This window comes from Hallella absiana (assembly GCF_025457485.1).
Lineage (GTDB): Bacteria > Bacteroidota > Bacteroidia > Bacteroidales > Bacteroidaceae > Prevotella > Prevotella absiana.
Window position 1 is genome coordinate 15,623 of record NZ_JAMXSP010000007.1, and the last position, 23,300, is coordinate 38,922.

A 23,300-nucleotide genomic window follows, 5' to 3' on the forward strand; every position below is an offset into this window, starting at 1 on the left:
TCATGCTCAAACAGTTATACATCAAGAACTTCACGCTCATCGATGAGCTCAACATTGATTTCCATCCGGGATTCTCTGTCATCACCGGTGAGACGGGAGCCGGTAAAAGCATCATCCTCGGAGCCATCCATCTGCTCTTAGGACAGCGCGCTGACACCCGACAGATCAAGGAAGGAAGAAACAAATGCATCGTCGAGGCGCATTTCGATTTGAGTAATTACCATCTCGAAGACTTCTTTCAAAAAAACAATATCGATTACGATGCCTCTGACTGTATCCTCCGGCGCGAAGTGAGCAGCAGTGGCAAGAGCCGCGCGTTTATCAACGATACACCCGTGTCCCTGACTCTGATGCGCGAGTGTGGTGAACTCTTGGTGGACATCCACAGCCAACACCAAAACCTGCTATTGCAGAAAGAGGACTTTCAAATGAGTGTCGTGGACATCATCGCCGACGACAAACCACTCCTTAGCGACTACAAGCACCACTATGCCGACTATCTCCAAGCTGTGCGCAAATACGAAGAGCAGAAAAAAATCATCGCACAGAATCGTGACAACGAGGAGTTTCTCCGCTTTCAATACAATGAACTTGACAAAGCCAATCTTCAAGCCGATGAACAGGAGAGTTTGGAGAGCCAAGTGCAGACACTAAGTCATATCGAAGACATCAAGAGTGCTCTGTTCCAAACGACTTCCCTGCTCAGCAACGACGATAATGGAGCCGTCAACCTCGTGAAGAATGCTGCTGATGCGCTGCAAGGTCTTATCGATGTCTATCCTGAGATACAAGACGCTGCTCAGCGACTCGAATCGGCAGGCATCGAGCTGAAGGACATTGCCGACGAAGTTGACCACAAACTTGAAAACATAGATTTCGATCCTCAGCAGCTTCAACAGATGAACGACCGGTTGGACGAACTCTACTCTTTGGAGAAGAAATTTCATGTCAGTGACGTCAACGAGCTCATTGCCCAACGCGACCAACTCAAGCAAGAGATCGCCAACATCGATTGCAGCGACGACATCCTTGCCGACTTGGAGAAAGCGATGAGCGTCGCCCACGAAGATTGCGTCAAAGTGGGACTGCAACTGAGCGAAGCCCGACAGCAAGCCGCCAAAAAGATCGAGACAGAAATGCATCAGCGTTTGGTGCCCCTGGGCATCCCCAAAGTTCGCTTCTCTATCGACATCCAGCACACCGACTGTCAGCCGATGGGCCTCGACAAGATTTCTTTCCTCTTCAGTGCCAACAGCAGCACCCCACTCCAACCCGTGGCTCAAGTGGCTTCCGGTGGTGAGATTGCCCGTGTGATGCTCTCGCTGAAAGCTATGATCAGCGGTGCCGTGAAGCTCCCTACCATCATCTTCGACGAGATCGACACGGGAGTCAGCGGACGTGTAGCAGAAAAGATGGCAGAGACCATGCGCGAGATGGCACAACAGCATCGTCAGGTTATCGCCATCACCCACCTACCGCAGATTGCAGCCGGTGGCACATCCCACTACAAAGTGAGCAAAGAGGAGACCTCCGAGGGCACTGTCAGCACGATGCGCGAACTCTCTGATAACGAGCGCGTACGCGAAATAGCACAGATGCTTAGCGGCAGCGACATCTCGCAGGCTGCCATCGACAATGCCCAGGCACTGCTGAATGCCCAGAAATAGCTCTATGCAAAACCGAAGACTCACATTTCAAGAAATCATCCCAATATCGAAAATATATAATATAAGAATATGAGAAAAACAATATCAAGCTTCCTCCTCCTCTTTGCCTTGCTACTGCCTATGAAGGTATTGGCCCAAGGTGCCAACTTGGCTAAGGTAGCATCCAATATCTTCACATTGACGACCTTCAACGCCGACGGCTCTATCCACGGTTCCACCCATGGAGTCTTTGCTGGGGCTCAAGGTGAAGCCTTAGCTCCATGGCATGTCTTTGCAGGAGCAACCCGTGCCACAGTTATCGACAACAAAGGGCTGCAGCACGATGTCGACGCGATCATCGGTGCTTCTGAGATGTATGATCTCTGCCGCTTCCGTGTGAAAGGCAACCATTTGCCGTCCGGCTTGAGCATCAACACAGCGGATGCACCTGCCTCTCCCGTCACCCTCGTGAGTTTCTCGACAAAGAAGGTTGACAGCCACAAGGTAAAGCCACTGCGCACCGAGAAGTTCATGACCAACTATAACTATTATGTGTTCAACGATGTCGATGTGTCCTCCACTGATCTCGGCTGCCCCATTGTCAACGCTACCGGTCAACTGCTTGGACTCATGCAGCGTCCACAGGATGGTGGCCAGGCTTTCTCCGCTGATGCCCGACTGACCACAACTTTCACGACCAACGGTCTTTCACTCTCTGACCCTACGCTCAAGGCTACCGCCATCCGTCCGGCTCTCCCAACCGAGGAGCAGCAGGCTACACTGATGCTGGTTCTTGCCGCTGAGCAAACCGACAGCACCAACTACGAGACCTATATCCACGAATATATATCTCGTTTTCCCACAGCAACTACCGGTTATCTGACACTGGCTAACTGGTATGAGCGCTACAACAAATTCGGCCTTGCCGATGCCACATTGAAGACTGAGACTCAGAAGGCCGCTAAGAAGGATGAGGCTTACTACGATTATGCCAAAACTGTATATCAAGCTGCCGTAGCCCGTGTCGATACCCTCTACCCCACTTGGACTTTTCAGCGCGCTACGGAACTGGCTCAGCAAGCCGAAAAGATCAATCCTCTGCCGATCTATAAGCATTTGCAAGCACAAATCCTCTACGCTACAGGCCATTACGACAAAGCGTTTGAGACCTTCACTGCATTGCAAAGCACTGACTTAGGCAAGAACGGAGAGGTATTCTTCGAGGCTGCACAATGCAAGACACAGCTCAAGGCACCTACATCCGAGGTACTTGCATTGCTCGACAAAGCCGTCAGCGTACAGTCCGGCACGCCCTCTGCTCCCTACGTCCTGGCCCGTGCAAGAGTCTACGATGTCACTGGCGACTATCGCAAAGCCTTCAACGACTATCTTACTTATGACTCACTCGTCAACTATCAGGGCTCCGACGACTTCTACTATGCCAAATTCAAATGTGAGATGAAGCTCCGCCAATATCAGTTGGCTCTCAACGACATCGCACACGCCATTGTATTGAATCGCACAGCACCCACCTACTATGCCGAGATGGCCAGTCTCCAGCTGAAAGTCGGGAAATACGACGATGCTGTAAAGACCTGTGACTTAGCCCTGCAATTGACACAACAGTATAGCGACCTCTATATCATCAAGGGCATCGCTCTTTGTGAGTTGAAAAAGAAAGAAGAAGGTATTACGGCTTTACAGAGTGCACAGAAACTGGGCGACAGCAGAGCTGAAGGCCTCATCAAGAAATATCAGAAATAATCATCTGACGAAAGAAAACGCCAACGGCGGCTTCCAAGAAAATGCTTGGAAGCCGCCGTCTTTGTTTGTTATCAGCAGGTTGATGCAGGCTAAATAAACATTAAATGAACATTAATAATCTATCAGAAGAATAGATATAAGCTAATTTGATGTCGCAATATTCGTCACAGCACCATGAGATACCTGTATTCTACGAGATCACTTTATTTCTCTTCTTCCTGACTGCTGTTTTCAGCGTGCTTAGCGTTGACATACTCCAGGAAGAGGCGCAGTGCCTTATTGGTTGCAATCTCCAAGTTGATGTCGCGGCCAAAATTCTCCGTAAGTTTAAACGTCCGCACATCATCCTTAGCACCATAACCGAGCCATATTGTACCCACAGGGATCTCGGCCGTACCGCCACCGGGACCGGCAACTCCCGTAGCCGATATGGCGTAGTCACAGTTCAGCACATCGCAGGCACCGATGACCATCTCACGGGCCACCTCCTCACAGACAGCAGTCTGCTCAGCCAGCACCTGGGCAGAGACATGAAGCAGATTCTCCTTCACCTCATTGGTGTAGGACACTACCCCACCCTTGAAATACTGAGAAGCACCAGGCACCGAGATAATCGCCTCGGCAATGCGTCCGCCTGTGCAGCTCTCTGCCGTTCCCAAGGTCTCATTATGATTGTAGAGAGCCTCTTGAATCTGGCGGCTCAACACTTTGGTTTCAAATTCCATAATTGTCGTTCAATGATTTGATTTCTATTGGGTTATACAACTATTATTACACGCTTACTTGAACGTAACCTTAGAGAAAGCAGGCGCATCGATAGAGCAGAAATCCTTGTCGAGGTACTTGTAATATCCCACGATACCGATCATCGCCGCATTGTCCGTAGTGTAGCTGAACTTAGGAATGTAGATGGTCCAGCCATAGCGCTGAGCGTGGTCGCGGAAGGCTGCTCTCAGCCCGTTGTTGGCTGAAACGCCACCAGCGACAGCCACGTGTTTGATGCCCGTAGTCTTCACGGCCATTCTCAGTTTCTTCATCAGTATGTCCACAATGGTGTGCTCAAGGCTTGCAGCCAAGTCCTGCTTATGATGCTCCACGAAATCCGGGTCTTCCTCAACCCATTTCCGGAGATTATAGAGGAAAGAAGTCTTCAAGCCCGAGAAAGAGTAGTCCATTCCCGGAATATGTGGTTCTGAGAATTTATAAGCCAGTGGATTACCCTGACGTGCGAGCCGGTCGATGATCGGACCACCGGGATAGCCGAGTCCCATCACCTTGGAACATTTGTCGATAGCCTCTCCGGCCGCATCGTCGATGGTCTGTCCCAGCACCTCCATGTCGTTGTAAGCGTTGACCTTCACGATCTGAGAGTTGCCGCCTGATACCAGCAGACAGATAAAAGGATAAGGAGGCATGTGGTTGTCGTCATCGCTCTCTTTGATGAAATGAGCCATGACATGTCCCTGCAGATGATTGACATCAATGAGAGGGATTTCCAGGCTGCGCGCCAACCCCTTAGCAAAGCTCACGCCCACAAGCAGCGAGCCCATGAGCCCCGGGCCACGGGTGAAAGCGATGGCCGACAATTGTTCTTTCGTAATACCCGCACGCTTAATGGCCTGGTCCACTACAGGTACCACATTTTGCTGATGTGCCCGGCTGGCCAGCTCAGGGACCACACCGCCATAGGCGCGGTGAACCTCCTGCGAGGCCGTCACGTTGCTCAGCAGCACACCATTGCGAAGCACTGCTGCCGAGGTGTCGTCACACGATGATTCTATGCCTAAGATATAGACATCGTTATTTGTTGTTTCCATATTATTCATTTTTTCTTGTAAAAGCAGAATACCACTCTGCGGGGTCTCTGTTACTCGGAAAGCACCTCCACGCCGTGCTCTGTCATGAGGAAGGTGTGCTCCCATTGCGCCGAAGGCAGTTCGTCACCAGAGATCACTTCCCATCCATAGGGATCGTCCTCGTCGATAAACACTTTCCATGTGCCCATGTTGATCATCGGCTCAATGGTAAATGTCATACCGGGCACAAGCAACATGCCAGTGCCTCTGTGACCATAATGCAGGATGTCGGGCTCCTCATGCATCTGAAGTCCAACTCCATGACCACAAAGATCACGGACAACACCATAATGATATTTCTCCGCATGTTTTTGTATGGCATGACCGATGTCACCCACGAAACAATAAGGCTTAGCGGCCTCAGCGCCAATCTCAAGACACTCCTTGGTCACTCTGACAAGCTGCTCCTTCTCTGGTGTGGTCTTTCCGCCAATGATGAACATACGGGAAGCGTCACCGTAGTAGCCGTTATAGTCGAGCGTCATGTCCACATTCACGATGTCGCCCTCCTGTAGCACATCTTCCTCCTTGGGGATGCCGTGGCAGACTACCTCATTGATGCTCGTACACACACTCTTGGGATAGCCTTCATAGTTGAGGCAGGAGGGATGACAGCCATGATCCTCGCAGAACTTCATGCAGATGTCATCGATCTCCTGCGTATTCATTCCCGGGTGGATAGCCTCAGCCACAGCATCAAGGCACTGTGAATTGAGCTTCCCCGCAATGCGAATACCCTCTATCTGTTCGGGTGTACGCACCATATCACGTGTAGGCACTTCCTTGCCTTTGTTCTCCCAGTACATCACCTTCTTGTCCAACTCTGTGGGCTCTTGACCGGGAAGGCAATGCCAACGTCTTTTCTTTTTAAACATATCTTTATATTATAATTTTATAAGATTCTAATACTCTATTCTTTAGTCACCAAACAAGTTGAGCTTGTTATCGCGGGCTTGATCCAGCGACATAAGTTTAGCCTGCTTTTCCTGATATTGTTGTCTGAGCTGCTCATAGCGTGAGGCAAGCTCATCCTCGTAGCTTTTTCTCTGCTTGCGATCCATGAGGCGGGCGGCGATGATCGGCGGCTGACTGGCATCTTTGGTCCATATCACAGGGGCGTCATAGACAGGTGCTATCTTCAAAGCCACATGCAACTCGCTCGTCGTGGCACCGCCGATAAGCAAAGGGATGTGCATTCCCGCCTTTTGCAGTTCTTCTGCCACATGCACCATCTCGCCAAGCGAAGGAGTGATCAGGCCGCTCAGTCCGATGAAGTCGACATTGAGCTGACGGGCTTTGGCCACAATCTGCTCAGCGGGCACCATCACGCCGAGGTCGATGACCTCATAGTTGTTGCAGGAGAAAACCACACCGACGATATTCTTTCCGATGTCGTGGACATCACCCTTAACAGTAGCCAACAACACACGACCAGCAGTAGCAGCTCCCTCCTTTTTCTCTGCCTCGATATAAGGCTGAAGGATAGCAACGGCCTGCTTCATAGTGCGTGCGGTCTTCACCACTTGGGGAAGAAACATCTTACCGGCTCCGAACAGCGACCCTACCTCGTTCATACCGTCCATCAGCGGTCCTTCGATGATGTCGACAGCATGAGGATACTTCTCAAGCGCCTCGTGGAGATCGGCATCCATATATTTTCCAATACCTTTTCTCAGGGCATAGCCCAGGCGGCTCTCCACACTCTCCTTGCGCCAGACCTCGTCAGAGACAGCCACAGTCTTGCCACCCTGCGAAGCAGCAAGTTTGGCAGCTTCCTGCTCGGCACGTTTCTTTTCGGCCAGCTCCACCAAGTCCTCCGAAGCATTCTGCCGACGGTTGAGAATGACATCTTCGATAATGGACAACTCATCGGCGGGTATATCAGCGTAGGTCACCTTGGTAGCCGGATTGACAATGCCGAAGTCCATACCCTGCTCAATGGCATGATAGAGGAACACGGCGTGCATGGCTTCACGGATGTAGTTGATACCACGGAATGAGAAGCTGAGGTTGCTCACGCCTCCACTCACGTGCACGCCTTTGAGATGCTTGCGGATCCACCCTGTGGCACGGATGAAGTCCAGAGCATAACTGTCGTGCTCGGCAATACCAGTTGCCACAGACAAGATGTTAGGATCGAAGATGATGTCCAGAGGATCCATCCCCACCTGCTCCACCAATATATGATAAGCACGCTCTGCTATTTCTATCTTCCGCTCATAGGATGTAGCCTGTCCCTGCTCATCGAAGCACATCACCACAACGGCAGCACCGAACCGCTTCACATCCTTGGCATGGCTGATGAAAGTGCTCTCGCCCTCTTTCAGAGAGATAGAGTTGACGATGCACTTGCCCTGCATACATTTCAGTCCCGCCATGATCACCTCCCAGTCGGAAGAGTCGATCATCACGGGCACACGGGCGATGTCCGGGTCACTGGCGATGAGATTGAGAAACTTCACCATCTCGGCCTTGGCATCGAGCAGACCATCGTCCATGTTGATGTCAATCACGAGGGCTCCATCCTCAACCTGCTTACGGGCGATCTCCAAAGCCTCTGTATATTGTTTTTGCTCGATGAGTCTCAGAAATTTGCGGCTACCCGCCACATTGCAGCGCTCGCCAACGTTGACGAAGCGCACTTCTGGTGAGACGTCGAGCAGTTCCAGTCCCGACAGCCAAAGAGTTTCTGAGCGGGGCACGACACGATGGGGCTGATAGTTTTTGGCTTTCTCTGCAAAGGCCTGGATAAACTCAGGCGTGGTGCCGCAACAACCTCCGACGATATTGACGAGTCCCTCCTTCATAAACACTTCCATCTCTCCGGCCATCTGCTCGGCCGTCTCGTCGTATTGCCCCATGGCATTGGGCAGGCCGGCATTGGGATAGACACTAATATAAAAAGGAGTACGTGCAGCCAAAGTCCTGAGATAAGGCAGCATCTGCGGTGCACCAAACGAGCAGTTAAGTCCCACCGAGAAGATGGGGTAATCGGCGATACTGGCCAGGAAAGCCTCAAGGGTCTGTCCACTCAACGTGCGTCCTGCAAGGTCGCTGATTGTCACGCTGACCATAATGGGAAGTTTTCGTCCGGCTTTCTCCATCGTCTGCACCGAAGCGTCGATTGCAGCCTTGCAGTTGAGCGTGTCAAAGACCGTCTCGATGATAATGGCGTCAACACCTCCTCGGATCAGAGCCTCCACTTCCTCACAATAGGCATCGAAGAGCTCGTCATAGCTAAGATCACGCGCCGACGGGTCGCTGACATCCGGGCTCATGGAGCAGGTCTTGTTGGTAGGTCCTATAGAGCCGCACACAAAACGGGGCTGTTCCGGAGTGGAATATTCCTCAGCGCACTCTTTGGCAATGCGCGCACCTTCATAAGCCATCTCTGCACAATCTGCCTCAAGATGATAGTCGGCTTGGGATATACGTTGCGAAGAGAAAGTATTAGTGGTAATGATGTCTGCTCCTGCGGCCAAATATTTCCGATGGATATCCATGATCACCTCAGGCTTGGTGATGTTCAGCATGTCGTTGTTGCCCTTCATCTGCACGTCAACGCCGGCATAGCGGCTACCACGGAAATCGGACTCACTGAGTCCATACTTCTGAATCATGGTTCCCATGGCACCGTCCAGCACCACAAGTCTCTCTTTTACAATCTCTTCTAACATATATGCGTATTTCGATTATCAGAAATGCTTGATGGCACGATCCATCTCCCGCCGGTCCTCTTTCTCCTTGAGCGTCTGTCGCTTGTCATACTCTTTCTTACCTCTTGCCAGTGCTATATCCACCTTTGCCCTGCCATGTCCGTCGATAAACATGAGCGTAGGCACGATGGTGTAGCCCGGTGTCTTGCTGTCCTCAGCCAGTCGGCGTATCTCGCGTTTGGTAAGCAGCAGCTTGCGATCGCGCTTAGCCTCGTGATTGGAATAAGATCCATAGAAATAAGGAGATATGTTCATTCCCTTCACCCATACTTCACCATTGTTGATGTAGCAGAAAGCATCTACCAGCGAGGCTTTGCCCAGCCTCACGGATTTGATCTCCGTGCCGGTGAGCACGATGCCGGCAGTGTAGGTGTCTACGAAAATATATTCAAACGACGCCTTCTTGTTCTTTATTTGTACAGGACTTTTCTTGCGAAGTTCTTGTTGTTCCTTGTTCATCTTTCCATCTTTCTTTTCTCAACCGCTACTCGTCGATGATTGCAAAATCGCTGATATGGTCGTCGACATACTGCGCCACAGCTTCGGTAAACTCCTCCTCATGCTCGACGAAGTAGTCATCGAAATCGTCAAACTCAGGATACTGCTCATAAAGAGCGTCGAACTCCTCTTGGGTGCAGTCACGCTCAATCTCGAGACGATATTTCTTGAAATAGCGGCTACATTTATCCAATAACTTATACAAGTCGCGCAGGCCCCACTCTCTGACTGCCTTGCCGAAGGGGTTGAAGAATATGAACTCTCCCAGCCCGTTATGGATCAGCTCAATGAAGCCACCATCCATCACACTGTCGCGAAGCATCAGATAGCCCAGCAATGTGATTTGATCGGAATTCAGCTCTCCCATGTTGTCGGCATTCAGCTCTCCGCCTATGGCATCCCGAATTGCTCCGGCGAAAGCCTCCAGAAAGTTGTCCATGCCCGCTGTTGCAGCCTGGCGCAACACGGCATCGTCTATGTGCACTTGTACCATTGTTCTATATCTTACTTTTAACATGCAAAGATACGAAAAATAAGTGGAGTAAGAGAGAAAACGCTAAAAAATACACTTTAATCATGAAAAATATCGGTTTATCTGAAACAAAACCACTATCTTTGCACGAAATAAAGTTTTGTCAAGGCTTCAAGTTCTATATGAAGAAGATTCGTAAACAACTGTTTTGTCCCCTCCTCGGCTGCTGCACCGCTCTTGCGATGTTGTTGTTCAACTCTGCCTGCAGCGGCGATAACAAGGACCAGCTGGAAAGCACCGTGGACTCTTTCTCCGTGGCCTATTTCAATTGGCGCTTTCCTGCCGCGCTGAAATATTGCACGCCACAGTCGCGGCAATGGCTGGTCTATGCGGCCAGTCAGGTCAACGAGAGCGATGTCGAGGCATTGCGCAATAAGCAAGAAGGTGCCAGTTGCCAGATCGACGACATCGACTTCACTGACGACTCCACGGCTGTGGTTAATGTGGTGGTGCACAACTTTCTCGCCATGGACACCATCGGACTCACTCCCCAAGTAGTCCCGGCGAAGGCCTTTCGTCTCCGCGCCATCGAGCGGCAGGGCGTATGGAAGATTCATCTCGACGGGCTTCCCGACTGACGGCAACAGCATGTCTGACATACAGTTTCAGTCTACAGGCAGTAGCGTGCTTTAAGCGTTTTTTATTCAAAAAAAGCAATAAAGGTCAATTTTATTTGGTGGTTTAAGAAAAAAACTATATCTTTGCACCCGCAAATCAGGCAATGGAAAACACTTCCTGCTGATTCTTGCCGATATGGCTCAGTTGGTAGAGCAACGCATTCGTAATGCGTGGGTCGGGGGTTCGAGTCCCCCTATCGGCTCATCAATCATTTATTTTTGCGGAATTAGCATATCGGTAGTGCGCGGGCTTCCCAAGCCTGAAAGGCGGGTTCGATTCCCGTATTCCGCTCTTCTTTCCCACACCTATTTATATAATATCCCAGTTTCATATATACAACTTATCCTTGATGCTTTGATGCTTTTTCGTCAACAGCTATCCATGCAGCGTGGACTTGATGGATTTTTTTGCTTGCCGCTTCATTTTTTCAGCCTGGATATTTGGAGGTTTCAGTGAAAACACATAACTTTGCAGCCGTAAAGGGTTTTTGAACATAAAACGGCGCATAGCGCTCAAACGAATGTATAACACAATTTTAACGGTTTGTGATGCGAAGTTTAACACCAAATATTTGGCGAAGCCAAATATTTGTGTAACACACACACACACACACACACACACACACACACTCTCTCTCTCTCTACTGACGCTTATTTAAGCAAGAGAGTAAGAGCTGTTGTAAATAAAATTTTTCTGTCTCTCTGTGCCGCTTGCGCCCAGAGCCAATTACTCGTGCCCCAAATTTTGTCGGGCACCTTCCCTTGTTTTTCTTTAGTGCTTCCATATAAGCATCCTGCGGGCCATTGTCTTGCGGGAGGCCGCCCCCTGCTTGCAGGTTTGCTATCCCTTGTAACATTTGCAACATTTACAATCAAAATCATAACACCAACATTTTAAATTGCATGAAGATGAAAAGACATCGTTTCTATGCTTGCCTGCTGACGGTCATGACCCTCGCAGGCTTCACCGCTTGTAGCTCAACTGACAACGACGGCGATCCCGACACGCCTACGGTCAATGGTAAGAGCCAGCTCACGCTGACCATCAACACAATGGGCACACGTGCCGCTATGACACCAGATCCGACCGACGAGAAGACCATCAACCGTATTACGGTGGGTATCTTTGATGCGTCCGGCAACGTGCGCACCATCCAGGAATTTAAGAATGGTGATGGCACTGTCGGAAGCAACACCTTTAAGACCGATAATGGTTCAACCAAGATGAACATTGTCACCAACAAGCTTGAGAAGGACGATCAGGTGCTTGTGGCCGTCAACGCTCCTTCCGGATTGTTCCAGGGTGTGCAGAAAGTGAGTGATTTTCAAAGCAAGAGCGTGGATGCCGATCGTGCGCTGGCCACTGCCTCCGACGAGAAAACGGTTCATAATGACAAGGAGGTGGCAAACAATGCTCCTATGTTCGGCTCTGATAAGTTGAAAGAACCTGCAAGTGGTACTACTGCCTACACCGCAGAGGTGAAAGTTTCTCACCTAACCGCCAAGATTTCTCTTAAAGACATTGAGGTGGCTTTCGACCCGAATGGTTCTTACCAGAACGCTACGTTCTCTCCTACCGAGATCTACGTCGAGCATGTCGTCGATGGCTTGAACTTCAACCCCGAGCCAGGCAATTGGTTTACCCCTGCTGATCTTTCCAAGACACCTCTGCTTACTGGTGTTGCCGGTGTGACGGGTGCCAGGACCTATCTCACGACCGGCGCCATCCGCGATGTTACGCTTTCCAGCGCGTCAGCAGCCGGCACCGTGAAGGTGATGCCTAATAAATATTACTTTTATGTCACTCCGAGCAACTACATCACTCCGAGCGGCACAGACGCCAATGCTGTCCGTGTCTGGATCAAGGGACTGTTTGATCCCGATGGACCAAATGGCAAAACTGAAGCCACGACAGTGTTCTACCCTGTCCTGCTGAATGTGAAGTACAATGCTGCTGGTGTTGCGGCTCCTGCCGAAGATAACACAGAGAAGTACAAGGTCTATCCTAACAAGAACTACACCTGCTCGATCATCATCAAGACCAAGGGTCTGCCCGGTATCGGTGATGATCATTCGACTCAGCCCGACGGCACTAATGGCAATGATGAGTTGAAGCCGCAGCAGGCCACCATCACCGTTGGCGTGAACGACTGGACTCCTGTCAAACAGGACATAACCTTCGAGTAATATTCTCTATCATGTTTAATCAAAGACGAGGTATCTTCGTTGTCTTCGTGACATGGGCGCTGCTGTCGCTCGTCGGCTGTTCGGTCTACGACGGCTACGAGGGGCGCACGCAGGCCACTTTCCGGCTCAACGTCGTGGACAGCACGGGGGCGGGGGTGCCCTCGTCCGAGGTGACGCTGGCGCCGCTCTATTGTTTCGTCAACGGGCTCTACAGCCGCATGCTCACGCCCGAGGCCGACGGCACCTACCGCTATGTCTTCAACAGCGAGGACAGCGTATGCCTGGTCTCGCTGGCCGGCAGCGCGCCCTCGGAGTACAGCCTTGCCGAGCCCCGCGAGGGCGAGTCCATCCACAATGTGTGGCTCAGCCTCAACGGCACGGGATCGGGCAACATGTCGCCGCAGCCCTCCGCCGTGTACTACGGCTCGTGGAAGGGCACGGGAGCCGACTTTGCCAAAGCCGGCTCCGAGGTGCCCATCACACTGCACGATGTGCGGGGCCATGTGCGCGTCCTTGTCAAGGGCTTGCTCGACCGTTTCGGCGACGGCAGCTATCGTGTCGTCGTCGAGGGCCTGCACAGCCAGCTCGACTTTGACGGCGGTTCCGCCACGTCTGCCACCACAAGTTTTGAGCTGCCCGGAGCCTTCATGTCCGGAACCGGCGACTGGCTCACCGAGTCCATAACCGTCCTGCCTACCGTGGGCAGCGGGGTCAGCGTGCGCGTCTACAAGCAGGACGGCACACAGCTCTTCCGCAGCGACACCGACGAGGACGGCAATCCCCTGGTGGCGCGCGAGGGCGGCAACGATGTCTTTGTCATCATTGCCAGCATGACCGGCACGTTCACCGTAAAGGTGCTGCCCTATGACGAAGTATTCCAAAACTCTTCTTTCCAATAAGAATCATGACACAACACATTCACTATATATTCCACGCTTTTCGGTGCGCCGTCCGTGACATCCGCAAGACCGCCGTGAGCGGCCTGCTCGTGATGGCGGCTGTCGTCGCGCTGTCGTCGTGCTCGGCCGATGAGGCCGGCGGCGACACCATGGTGACGATCACCGTGGCCGCGCCTCCCTCCGCCGCCTCTCCTACCGTCTCGGCGGCTAAGTCAGGAGCACTCACGCGCGCCATCACTGCCGCCGACGAGGGTAAGATACAGGACTTGCTGGTCCTTATCTTCAACGACAAGGACGAGATCATCGGATACACCTACGGCAGCTACTCGCTGGGCAGTGACGGCAAGGTGTCGGTGAATGTGAACACACGCAAGGCCACGGGGTGCACGGTCTATGTGGTGGCCAATGCCGGAACCACGTCGGGCATGGGCAATTTTGCGTCCGTGCGCACCAAGTCAGACTTCGACGACCTCTATGCCCAGCTCTCGTCGCCTGCCGACTTGGGCAATGGCAGCTCCCTGCTGATGTTTGGCTCGCGGAGCGGTTACGACACGTCGAAGTCGGGCACTGTGACCCTCAACCGCCTGTCCGCCAAGACCGAGCTCAGCATCGTGGTCGGCTCCGGCATCACCCTCGACAGCTATCAGCTCTGCCACGCCCCGCTCTCGGCATACTATGTCGACAACAAGACCACCGGCACTGCCTCGCCAAAAGACTATGGCGTTTTTCCTGTGGTGTCTTCCTCTGCGACGGCAACTACCGTGAATGCTACGTACTATCTCTATGAGTCGCTTGTGGGAAAAGGCTCAAACACCAATAGTGACGGTTGGAAAGGCCGCTATAAGGCCAATGCCCCTGCCAACGCCACCTATCTTGTCATCAAGGCGCATACCGCATCGTGGAAGTCCACCTATTATGTCTATCTCGGCGGCAAGACGCTCTCGTCCGCCACAAACACGTCCTACGACTACACCGACTACACCATCTACCGCAACACCGACTACAAGGTCACGGTGACGCTCAGCGGCAGCGGTTCGGCAGAGGAAGGTTTGCGCGTGAACTATGCTGCCAAGGAATATGTTGGCGGCGATACGAAACTCAATGCTTGGCAAGACGAAACCACGACGATAGCTTCTGGTATGGAGTTCGTTGACTTGGGGCTAAGTGTTAAATGGGCAACATGTAATCTCGGAGCCACGAAACCGGAAGAGTATGGCAAGTACTATGCGTGGGCGGATACGAAGGGATATGCAAGTGACGAGTCGCATGACTTCTCGTGGGCGAATGTACGATATTGTAAAGATACGTCAAGTCCTACCAGTAGCTCTTCTTGGAGCAAATATACATCTGGTAACGCTACATTGGAGTCTTCCGATGATGCAGCCACAGTCAACCTTGGCGGTTCTTGGCGCATGCCGAATCATGACGAGTGGCAGGAGTTGTATAAAAAATGTACTTGGACATGGACCTCGAAGAATGGAATAAACGGTTATGAAGTTTCCGCCTCGAACGGCAAGTCTATTTTCCTGCCGGCGGCCGGCTTCAGGGACGGCTCAAGTCCCAACTACGTTAGTTCCCGCGGCTACTTTTGGTCAAGTCAGGTCAGTTCGAGCAGCGTTGGTCACGCGTGGAATATGTATTTCGATTCGGACAGCCACGATCCCAATAGCTACGGTAACTACCGTTGCAGTGGGTTGCCCATCCGCCCAGTCTGCCCCTAAATTCTCTTTAGTTTTAACGCTTTGACTCACAAGCTATAGCAATATAATCTTTTAATAAGAACTCAATGAAGAAGTTTCTAAAATATTTAAATCTCTTAGTCTGCATACAGACGCTGATGTGCCTGGCTTCTTGTTCTCTTGAGCAGGAGTTGATGGGGCGGAGCGACGGCGTGATATCCTTCGACGCGGGCATTGCCGGTACGCGTGCCTCTCTTCTGACCGCGGTGCCGGACAACTTTAAGGTGTATGCCTACGACGAAAGCGGTAATGCAGTGATCAGCGGGGAGGTGTTCACCAAGTCGGGAACGATATGGACTTCTTCGACGGAGCATCTGTGGCCGAAGACAGGCAATCTGACCTTCTATGCCTACTATCCTTACGAGGACGCTACCACGGTGAGTTTCAATACGACCAACAAGCAGTTGGCGTATCAGCCGGCGAGCGGTGACAAGCAGACGGATGTCATCTTTGCCACGAACACGCTGTCACGTCCGGCCAACAGTGGACCTGTTCCCTTGACCTTCTCCCACCCGCTATCAGCTTGCTCCGTCTCCGCCAAGTTGGCCAGCGACGCTACGAACACCACGGTGAAGATCACCAAGGTGCAGATCTGCAACGTCTCACCGAATGCCACGCTTCCTTTCAGCGGTTCCGCCACATCTTCCGGCACAGCGGTCAGCTATCAGATTGGCATGGCATCCCCTTCCGTGACATTGAGCAGTTCATCTGCTACGCTCTTGACGGCCGACAACGGCTATCTCCTTCTTGCTCCGCAGACCACCACGGCATGGACTGCCACCTCAGCCCTGTCCAATTCATACGTAGCCTTGACCGGAACGGTGAAGGTCAACTCGGTCTATCTTGTCGGCAGTGCCACTGCTGATGGCACATGGTACGTCCCCCTTGCCGCATCCTTTGGCGCCGGCAAGAAAGACGCCATCTCACTCGTGTTTGGCATGAAGCATGAGGATGGCGCACGCACGTTTGGCTATGACAAATATGGATACCAGCTTGCCATTAACACTAAGAACTATCCTATTCCCACTGCCGTGGATTTAGGCCTTAGTGTGAAGTGGGCAAGCAGCAACCTCGGAGCATCGGAGCCGGAAGAATATGGCAAGTACTATGCGTGGGCGGGCACGACAGGATATGCGAGTTCTGAGTCGCATGTCTTCTCGTGGGAGAATACGCCGTATTGCAATGATAGTAATGGTAATAGTTGGAGCAAATATAACTCTGGTGATGTAAAGCTTGAGTCCGCCGATGATGCTGCCACAGTCAACCTTGGCGGTTCTTGGCGCATGCCGACTCATGATGAGTGGAAGGATTTGTATAATAAATGTACTTGGACATGGATCTCGCAGAATGGAATAAACGGTTATAAGGTTTCCGCCTCGAACGGCAATTGGATTTTCCTGCCGGCGGCCGGCTGCAGGTACGATATGACTTTCGACGGCGTTGGCTCCTACGGCCGCTACTGGTCGAGCCAGGTCGGCTCGAGCCGCGTCCTCTACGCGTGGGACATGTGGTTCGGTTCGGGCTACCGCTATCCCGAAGACGACTACCGTTACTACGGGTTCTCCGTCAGGCCCGTATATGGTCCTAGGGAGCCTATGCCAGAAGCAGTTGACCTCGGCTTGAGCGTTAAGTGGGCCAGTTTTAATCTTGGTGCTTCGAAACCCGAAGAATATGGTAAGTACTATGCGTGGGCAGATACAAAGGGATATACAAGTTCTGAGTCGCATGATTTCTCGTGGGCAAATACACCGTATTGCACAAATACTTCAAATGTAAGTTCGAGCTCATCCTGGAGCAAATATAATTCCGGTGATGCAAAGCTTGAGTCCACCGATGATGCTGCCACGGTCAATCTTGGAGGCACTTGGCGCATGCCGACCCATGACGAGTGGCAGGAGTTGTCGTCTAAGTGTACATGGACTTCGACTTCACAAAATGGCGTGAACGGATACAAGGTCTCCGCGTCGAATGGAAATTACATTTTCCTGCCGGCGGCTGGCTATAGGCTCGGGACGAGTTCCTACGGCGTTGGTTCCGACGGCTACTGCTGGTCGAGTCTGGTCCTCTCGAGCAGCGTCGACTACGCGTGGCACGTGGGCTTCGGTTCCGGCAACCACAATCCCGACGGCTACAGCGGCCGTTGCAGCGGGTTCTCGGTCAGGCCGGTCTGCCCTTGAATTCACTTTCACAGGCAAGAACAAAAGCAATAATAAAGAAAAGAAATGATGTCTATCCGCTGTGATGGCGGGAAAATAAAATAAGAGTATTATACATTCAACTTTTATTATAATCGCAAATCAGGGGAAAGGATGGAAGTGATTCCGGCGCCTCCCCGTATGTTTAATTTTACAGATTAATGAGGGCGGCCGCTATTCGCGAGAATGGCGGCCGCCATGTTTTTCAGCCTCACCCCCTAAGCCCCTCTCCGAAGGAGAGGGGAGTGAAATGATGGTTAAACAATCTATTTACACAGCCTCACCCCCAACCCCTCTCCGAGGGAGAGGGGAGTGAAATGCTGGTTAAACAATCCTTTGAGCATATAGAAGAATTCGCAAGATCCGTCTCCGCAGTGTCAAACACCCGCAAAACATTCTACTCCCCTCTCCTTCGGAGAGGGGTTGGGGGTGAGGCTGGGTGAGGCTGGTTTTTTGGGGGGGCAGTTATCTTTACAAAAGTGCATCACCGCGGAGCCACAATATAGAGAGCAAGGGGACTCGGAAATGAGAAAAAGCAGAGAGAATACGTTCACTCTTGCCATTCCTTGAAGTCAAAACACTGGTTTGATGTTGTCAAACAACCGAGATGATCAGGACAAACAACCGAGATGACCGGAACAAACAACCGAGATGACAGCATCAAAAGGACGCTTTGATCAGCAAAATCAGCAAGATTTCATCGCAAAAAGCCGTTGTTACCGGAGATGAAATCATACTGGACTCGTAATCGTTTCTGTGTCAACCGATTATAAAAAAGCCCTCAAAATTCGCAAAATTGAGGGCAACATAGGGCGCGGCTCAGAAAATCGCAGCCACGAGGGCGGAAAAATGTCAGTTTATTCAACATATAATAATGTCCGTGAACAACAAGGGCGAATGTGTTATTCCTGTCAGACTTTGAAATAGTCGTTGAGCGCTGTCAGTGCCTGCCGGTTGTCGTTAGCGAGATCCTCGATGACCTTTCCGTCCTCCAACAGTACGACACGGGTGGAGACATCGACAAGATGCTGGAGATTGTGACTGCTGATGAGGATGGTGGCACCCGTGCGGCAATGATAGTCGAGCAAGAGCTTTTTGAGGAAGTTCTGTCCGGTAGGGTCCAGGAAGTTGAACGGTTCGTCGAGAATCAGGAGCTCAGGTCGCGAGATCATAGCCGCCATGATTCCAATCTTCTGCTTGTTGCCGGCGCTGTATTCGCGGATGAGTTTTTTCTGATCGAAGATTTGTCCCTCGGCAAACTCCTTGAATCCCTGCACAAGGGGATCGTCACTGCCATTCCAGTCCATAGGCGTGAGCCCTTGCACCTTGATGATGAAATCGAGATACTCCTCGACAGAGAGGAAGTCGATGAGGAAGGTGTCGTCGATAAAGGCTCCGGTCATCTTCTTCCATTCCTCGCTCTTTGCCGGATCGATACTCACCCGGGATACATCAGAAGGCGAAGCAGACTGAGGAGTCTCAAGTGGTCGAGATGCGTGATCAGACAGAGAAGTCTGAAGTGGCTGAGAAGTCAGAAAAGACCGGGCTGACTCTGAGGACTGAGCTCTATTTTGCGGCGTGAGCAGCACTGAGCCGGAATCGGCCCGCAAAAGGTCAAGCAGCAGGCGGAAGAGCGTCGTCTTTCCTGCTCCATTGTTACCCACGAGTCCAATGATCTCGCCATCGCCGATTTCAAGTTGTGGAATGTCGACAGCAACCTTTTCGCCGAAGGATTTAGACAGTTGTTGGAGTTGGATTTTCATAATCAGCGCAGTTACTATTCAGCCAATGAAGTTGAAACTTTACCACTCACTATTTTCTTTTTATCAAGAATTTTAGAATTATAGAATATCCCACGCATTATTGTGAATTGATAAGAATAGGAGAATATAAGCGGCTTCGCTGCTTTCTTTCTCATAATTCTTTTTAATTCATGTAGATAGAAGAATTCTCTCATTCTCGAATTCTTGAGATAAAATAGCACAGAAATCTTTCGCTGAATAGTTACTCAGCTCAGAATATCAGTGAAACATTGAAAAAGGGGTCGGCCACAGGCCGACCCTTATTGATGAGAGGTCAAGGATTAACGCAATCCTTTACCATGACAGTTCTTGAATTTTTTGCCGCTACCGCAGGGACAGGGATCGTTAGGGCGCGGCATCTTCTCACGGATGATGGGCTGGCGATGCTGCTCAGCGCCCTCGCGAGTGTCCTGCTGTGCAGCCTGCTGCTGTGCGCGCTCGATCTCGTCGATGTCGTCTTTCTGCTCCTGATAGCGCTGAGCGTGCTCCTCGGGCGCAGCCTCCTGCACCTGCTGGTTCTGCACCTGCACAGGAATCTGACCACGCATGAGGAAGCTGGCCACGCGGGTGTTCATATCGTCGATCATCGAATCCCAGAGCTTGGCACTCTCGAGTTTGAAGACCAACAGTGGATCCTTCTGCTCGTAGGACGCGTTCTGCACGCTGTGGCGCAACTCGTCGAGCTGACGGAGGTTTTCCTTCCAGTCATCATCGATGATGTGGAGCATGACAAACTTCTCAAACTCCTTGACCACATTCTTAGCCTCGGTGTCATAAGCCTCCTTGAGGTTGACACGCAGGTTGACCACATGACGGCCGTCGGTGATGGGCACGAGGATATACTGATAAACATCGCCCTGTGTCTCGTAGACCTGCTTGATGACAGGATAAGCATCGCTCTGTATACGGTCGGTCTTGCGCTTGAAGGCAGCCATGGCATCCTGAAAGGCGCGCTCCTCAAGATCAGCCTTGCTGGTGCCCTCATATTCGTTCTCATCGAAGGGAATCTCCATGGACAGCACCTCGAAGAAGCTCTCCTTGGCGCCCTCGTAGTCGTTGTTCTCAATGATGTTGACCACACGGTCCCAAAGCACGTTGGCGATGTCCATGCCGATACGCTCACCCATAAGGGCGTGGCGGCGCTTCTCGTAGATGACACTACGCTGCTTGTTCATCACGTCGTCGTATTCGAGCAGATGCTTACGGATACCGAAGTTGTTCTCCTCGACCTTCTTCTGTGCACGCTCAATGCTGCGTGAGATCATCGGACTCTCGATACGCTCGCCGTCCTCGAAACCGAGTCGATCCATGACCTTGGCGATGCGCTCAGAACCGAACTTACGCATCAGGTCGTCCTCCAAAGAGACATAGAAGACAGAAGATCCCGGATCACCCTGACGTCCGGCACGACCACGCAACTGGCGGTCGACACGACGGCTCTCGTGACGTGTGGTGCCAATGATGGCGAGACCGCCAGCGGCCTTAACTTCAGGTGTAAGCTTGATATCGGTACCACGACCTGCCATGTTGGTGGCAATGGTGACGGCACCAAGCATCCGCTCCTCGTTGTGGATATTGTCCTCAGCTCGCTGTCCCTTGAGGCTTGTGTCTGCGCCCTTGACACCTTTGTCAGCAGCGTCGATAAGTTGCTGCTCATAGCGCAATGTGGTCGGCTTGTCGGTGAAGGCACGTCCGTCGCTGGCCACCCACACCATACCCTTGGTGCTCTTACCGGCCTCAGCAACGATCATAGCCTCCTTCTGATGGAGTTTGGCGTTGAGGACCTGATGAGGAATCTTGCGCATGGTCAGCATCTTGGAGAGCAACTCACTGATCTCGACAGAAGTGGTGCCCACCAGACTCGGACGACCCTGGACACGCATGTTCTCGATCTCCTCGATGACAGCGCGGTATTTCTCGCGATTGGTCTTATAGACGCGGTCATCCATATCGTTGCGGATGACAGGCTTGTTGGTAGGAATCTCGACCACATCGAGCTTGTAGATATCCCAGAACTCACCTGCCTCAGTGCTGGCGGTACCGGTCATACCGGCAAGCTTATGATACATACGGAAGTAGTTCTGCAGCGTGATGGTGGCAAAGGTCTGTGTGGCAGCCTCCACCTTGACATGCTCCTTGGCCTCGATAGCCTGATGGAGTCCGTCGCTCCAGCGGCGTCCCTCCATGATACGTCCGGTCTGCTCGTCGACAATCTTCACCTCACCGTCCATGACGACATATTCGTCATCCTTGTTGAACATGGTGTATGCTTTCAACAGTTGCTGCAACGTATGTACTCTATCGCTCTGAACAGCATAGTGGTTGAGCAGGTCGTCCTTCTTGTCGAGACGATCCTGGTCACTCAGGGTCTTGTCGCCCTCAAGGGCAGAAAGCTCAGCAGCAATATCGGGGAGCACAAAGAGGTTCTTATCATTGACCTGCTTGGAGAGCCAGTCCGTGCCCTTGTCGGTGAGGTCTGCACTGTTGAGTTTCTCGTCGACAACGAAATAGAGCGGCTCGACAGCTTGGGGCATCAGTCGGTTGTTGTTCTCCATATAGATCTCCTCGGTCTTCTGCAGACCAGCCTTGATGCCTTCCTCAGAGAGATATTTGATAAGTGCCTTGTTCTTAGGCAATGCCTTGTAAGAGCGGAAGAGGCAGAGGAATCCGTCCTCAATCTCCTTCTGATCGTTTTTCTCACGACCCTCAGTGATCTTCTGTCGTGCCTCAGCCAGGAGCTCAGTGGCCTGCTTACGCTGCACCTCGTAGAGGCGCTCCACCAGCGGCTGATACTCCTCATACATCTGGTCGTCGCCCTTGGGGATAGGACCGGAGATGATCAGCGGGGTACGGGCATCATCGATAAGCACGGAGTCGACCTCATCGACGATGGCGAAGTTGTGGCGGCGCTGCACCAGGTCGCTTGGTGACAAAGCCATATTGTCACGCAGATAGTCGAAACCAAACTCGTTGTTGGTACCGAAGGTGATGTCGGCCTGATAAGCCTTGCGGCGTGCGGAGGAGTTGGGCTGATGCTTGTCAATACAGTCGACAGAGAGTCCGTGGAACTCATAGAGCGGTCCCATCCACTCAGAGTCACGCTTAGCCAGATAGTCGTTGACGGTGACCATGTGCACACCGTTGCCGGTCAAGGCATTGAGGAACACGGGGAGGGTACCCACAAGGGTCTTACCCTCACCGGTAGCCATCTCTGCGATTTTGCCCTGGTGAAGGGCGATACCGCCGAAGAGCTGTACGTCGTAGTGAACCATGTTCCACTTGATCTTGTTGCCACCGGCTGTCCACTCATTGTGATAGATGGCCTTGTCGCCATCGATGGTGATGAAGTCGTTGGCAGGATTAGCAGCGAGCTCACGGTCGAAATCCGTAGCGGTGACCACAGTTTCCTCGTTCTCGGAGAAGCGGCGTGCCGTGTCCTTGACAATACTGAAGGCGACGGGCATCACCTCGTTGAGAGCTTTCTCCAAGGCATCAAGCATCTCCTTGTCCTGCTTATCGATCTCGTTGAAGATCGGTTCACGCTCGTCGATAGGAGTCTCCTCGATCTTTGCCTTGAGCTCGGCGATTTTCTCCTGATAAGGCTTGGCAGCTCCCTGCACATAGTCGCGGATTTCCTTTGACTTGGCACGAAGCTCATCATTGCTCAACTTGGCGATATCGGGATATGCCTGCTTCACTTTCTCCACCAGAGGCTGGATGAGCTTCATATCACGGCTTGACTTATCGCCAAAGAGCGACTTTAAGATTTTGTTGAAATTCATTTATCTTGTCTGTTATTTATTACAAAAGGATAGAGAGCGAACGGGTCGCCCTTGCAAAATTAATAAG

At 51.9% G+C, this 23,300-nt stretch carries 15 protein-coding genes, 2 tRNA genes and 1 pseudogene; 9 read left to right on the forward strand and 9 right to left on the reverse strand.

The genetic code is table 11. The features are described 5' to 3' along the window. Positions 1-2 precede the first annotated feature (2 nt). Both recN and NG346_RS04950 read left to right on the forward strand, forming a co-directional pair. Positions 3-1,667 carry a DNA repair protein RecN gene (gene recN / locus NG346_RS04945; protein WP_262279651.1) on the forward strand — a complete coding sequence of 555 codons (1,665 nt, stop codon included), beginning with the start codon at positions 3-5 and terminating at the stop codon, positions 1,665-1,667. Between the two features lie 69 nt (positions 1,668-1,736). Then, on the forward strand, positions 1,737-3,410 hold the full coding sequence (locus NG346_RS04950; RefSeq protein WP_262279650.1) for a tetratricopeptide repeat protein: 1,674 nt from the start codon (positions 1,737-1,739) through the stop codon (positions 3,408-3,410). Between the two features lie 203 nt (positions 3,411-3,613). Here the strand turns inward: NG346_RS04950 and NG346_RS04955 are convergent, their stop codons facing one another. The 6 genes from NG346_RS04955 to NG346_RS04980 are packed head-to-tail and all read right to left on the reverse strand — an operon-like array spanning position 3,614 to position 9,973. Next, positions 3,614-4,135, reverse strand: a complete 522-nt coding sequence (locus NG346_RS04955; protein ID WP_262279649.1) for a CinA family protein — start codon at positions 4,133-4,135, stop codon at positions 3,614-3,616. 54 nt (positions 4,136-4,189) lie between these two features. Further along, positions 4,190-5,227 carry a tRNA (adenosine(37)-N6)-threonylcarbamoyltransferase complex transferase subunit TsaD gene (gene tsaD / locus NG346_RS04960; protein WP_262279648.1) on the reverse strand — a complete coding sequence of 346 codons (1,038 nt, stop codon included), beginning with the start codon at positions 5,225-5,227 and terminating at the stop codon, positions 4,190-4,192. Between the two features lie 50 nt (positions 5,228-5,277). Next, on the reverse strand, positions 5,278-6,141 hold the full coding sequence (gene map, locus NG346_RS04965) for a type I methionyl aminopeptidase (protein ID WP_154533190.1): 864 nt from the start codon (positions 6,139-6,141) through the stop codon (positions 5,278-5,280). Positions 6,142-6,183: 42 nt separating this feature from the next. Then, positions 6,184-8,943 (reverse strand): methionine synthase, encoded by a 2,760-nt coding sequence (gene metH / locus NG346_RS04970; protein WP_262279647.1) that lies wholly within the window; start codon positions 8,941-8,943, stop codon positions 6,184-6,186. An 18-nt stretch (positions 8,944-8,961) separates the two neighbouring features. After that, entirely contained in the window at positions 8,962-9,441 is a 480-nt protein-coding gene (gene smpB, locus NG346_RS04975; protein ID WP_262279646.1) for an SsrA-binding protein SmpB, read from the reverse strand. A gap of 25 nt (positions 9,442-9,466) precedes the next feature. Further along, the gene (locus tag NG346_RS04980; RefSeq protein ID WP_262279645.1) at positions 9,467-9,973 is read right to left on the reverse strand and encodes a DMP19 family protein; all 507 of its coding nucleotides are present in this window, start codon (positions 9,971-9,973) and stop codon (positions 9,467-9,469) included. Positions 9,974-10,134: 161 nt separating this feature from the next. On the opposite strand from NG346_RS04980, the gene NG346_RS04985 reads away from it, so the two are divergent. From NG346_RS04985 to NG346_RS05015, 7 genes are all read left to right on the forward strand, one after another. Beyond that, the gene (locus NG346_RS04985) at positions 10,135-10,590 is read left to right on the forward strand and encodes a hypothetical protein (RefSeq protein WP_262279644.1); all 456 of its coding nucleotides are present in this window, start codon (positions 10,135-10,137) and stop codon (positions 10,588-10,590) included. Between the two features lie 169 nt (positions 10,591-10,759). Beyond that, a tRNA-Thr gene (locus NG346_RS04990) sits at positions 10,760-10,832 on the forward strand. Between the two features lie 18 nt (positions 10,833-10,850). Next, positions 10,851-10,921, forward strand: a tRNA-Gly gene (locus tag NG346_RS04995). Positions 10,922-11,538: 617 nt separating this feature from the next. Further along, positions 11,539-12,816, forward strand: coding sequence for a hypothetical protein (locus NG346_RS05000; protein ID WP_262279643.1), 1,278 nt, complete (start codon positions 11,539-11,541; stop codon positions 12,814-12,816). An 11-nt stretch (positions 12,817-12,827) separates the two neighbouring features. Then, complete coding sequence (locus NG346_RS05005; protein ID WP_262288409.1) at positions 12,828-13,715, forward strand: FimB/Mfa2 family fimbrial subunit; 888 nt, start codon at positions 12,828-12,830, stop codon at positions 13,713-13,715. Positions 13,716-13,720: 5 nt separating this feature from the next. After that, positions 13,721-15,436: a DUF4906 domain-containing protein gene (locus NG346_RS05010; protein ID WP_262279640.1), complete on the forward strand. Its 1,716-nt coding sequence runs from the start codon at positions 13,721-13,723 to the stop codon at positions 15,434-15,436. Positions 15,437-15,501: 65 nt separating this feature from the next. Next, on the forward strand, positions 15,502-17,631 hold the full coding sequence (locus NG346_RS05015; protein ID WP_262279639.1) for a fimbrillin family protein: 2,130 nt from the start codon (positions 15,502-15,504) through the stop codon (positions 17,629-17,631). A 929-nt stretch (positions 17,632-18,560) separates the two neighbouring features. Here the strand turns inward: NG346_RS05015 and NG346_RS05020 are convergent. From NG346_RS05020 to NG346_RS14690, 3 genes and pseudogenes are all read right to left on the reverse strand, one after another. After that, positions 18,561-19,412, reverse strand: coding sequence for an ATP-binding cassette domain-containing protein (locus NG346_RS05020; protein WP_262279638.1), 852 nt, complete (start codon positions 19,410-19,412; stop codon positions 18,561-18,563). Between the two features lie 320 nt (positions 19,413-19,732). After that, entirely contained in the window at positions 19,733-21,166 is a 1,434-nt protein-coding gene (locus NG346_RS14685) for a preprotein translocase subunit SecA (protein ID WP_449727796.1), read from the reverse strand. After that, positions 21,164-23,233, reverse strand: a pseudogene (locus NG346_RS14690) (preprotein translocase subunit SecA); the annotation flags it as partial. The gene NG346_RS14685 and the pseudogene NG346_RS14690, both read right to left, overlap by 3 nt. Positions 23,234-23,300 lie beyond the last annotated feature (67 nt).

Bases quoted from the DNA above. Each gene is read 5' to 3' on its own strand.
- NG346_RS04980 (WP_262279645.1), bottom strand. From the start codon at position 9,973: ATGGTACAAGTGCACATAGACGATGCCGTGTTGCGCCAGGCTGCAACA.
- NG346_RS14685 (WP_449727796.1), bottom strand. From the start codon at position 21,166: ATGGTGTGGGTGGCCAGCGACGGACGTGCCTTCACCGACAAGCCGACC.
- NG346_RS05015 (WP_262279639.1), top strand. From the start codon at position 15,502: ATGAAGAAGTTTCTAAAATATTTAAATCTCTTAGTCTGCATACAGACG.
- NG346_RS05005 (WP_262288409.1), top strand. From the start codon at position 12,828: ATGTTTAATCAAAGACGAGGTATCTTCGTTGTCTTCGTGACATGGGCG.
- NG346_RS05010 (WP_262279640.1), top strand. From the start codon at position 13,721: ATGACACAACACATTCACTATATATTCCACGCTTTTCGGTGCGCCGTC.
- smpB (WP_262279646.1), bottom strand. From the start codon at position 9,441: ATGAACAAGGAACAACAAGAACTTCGCAAGAAAAGTCCTGTACAAATA.
- tsaD (WP_262279648.1), bottom strand. From the start codon at position 5,227: ATGGAAACAACAAATAACGATGTCTATATCTTAGGCATAGAATCATCG.
- NG346_RS04950 (WP_262279650.1), top strand. From the start codon at position 1,737: ATGAGAAAAACAATATCAAGCTTCCTCCTCCTCTTTGCCTTGCTACTG.
- metH (WP_262279647.1), bottom strand. From the start codon at position 8,943: ATGTTAGAAGAGATTGTAAAAGAGAGACTTGTGGTGCTGGACGGTGCC.
- NG346_RS05020 (WP_262279638.1), bottom strand. From the start codon at position 19,412: ATGAAAATCCAACTCCAACAACTGTCTAAATCCTTCGGCGAAAAGGTT.
- NG346_RS04985 (WP_262279644.1), top strand. From the start codon at position 10,135: ATGAAGAAGATTCGTAAACAACTGTTTTGTCCCCTCCTCGGCTGCTGC.
- NG346_RS04955 (WP_262279649.1), bottom strand. From the start codon at position 4,135: ATGGAATTTGAAACCAAAGTGTTGAGCCGCCAGATTCAAGAGGCTCTC.
- NG346_RS05000 (WP_262279643.1), top strand. From the start codon at position 11,539: ATGAAAAGACATCGTTTCTATGCTTGCCTGCTGACGGTCATGACCCTC.
- map (WP_154533190.1), bottom strand. From the start codon at position 6,141: ATGTTTAAAAAGAAAAGACGTTGGCATTGCCTTCCCGGTCAAGAGCCC.
- recN (WP_262279651.1), top strand. From the start codon at position 3: ATGCTCAAACAGTTATACATCAAGAACTTCACGCTCATCGATGAGCTC.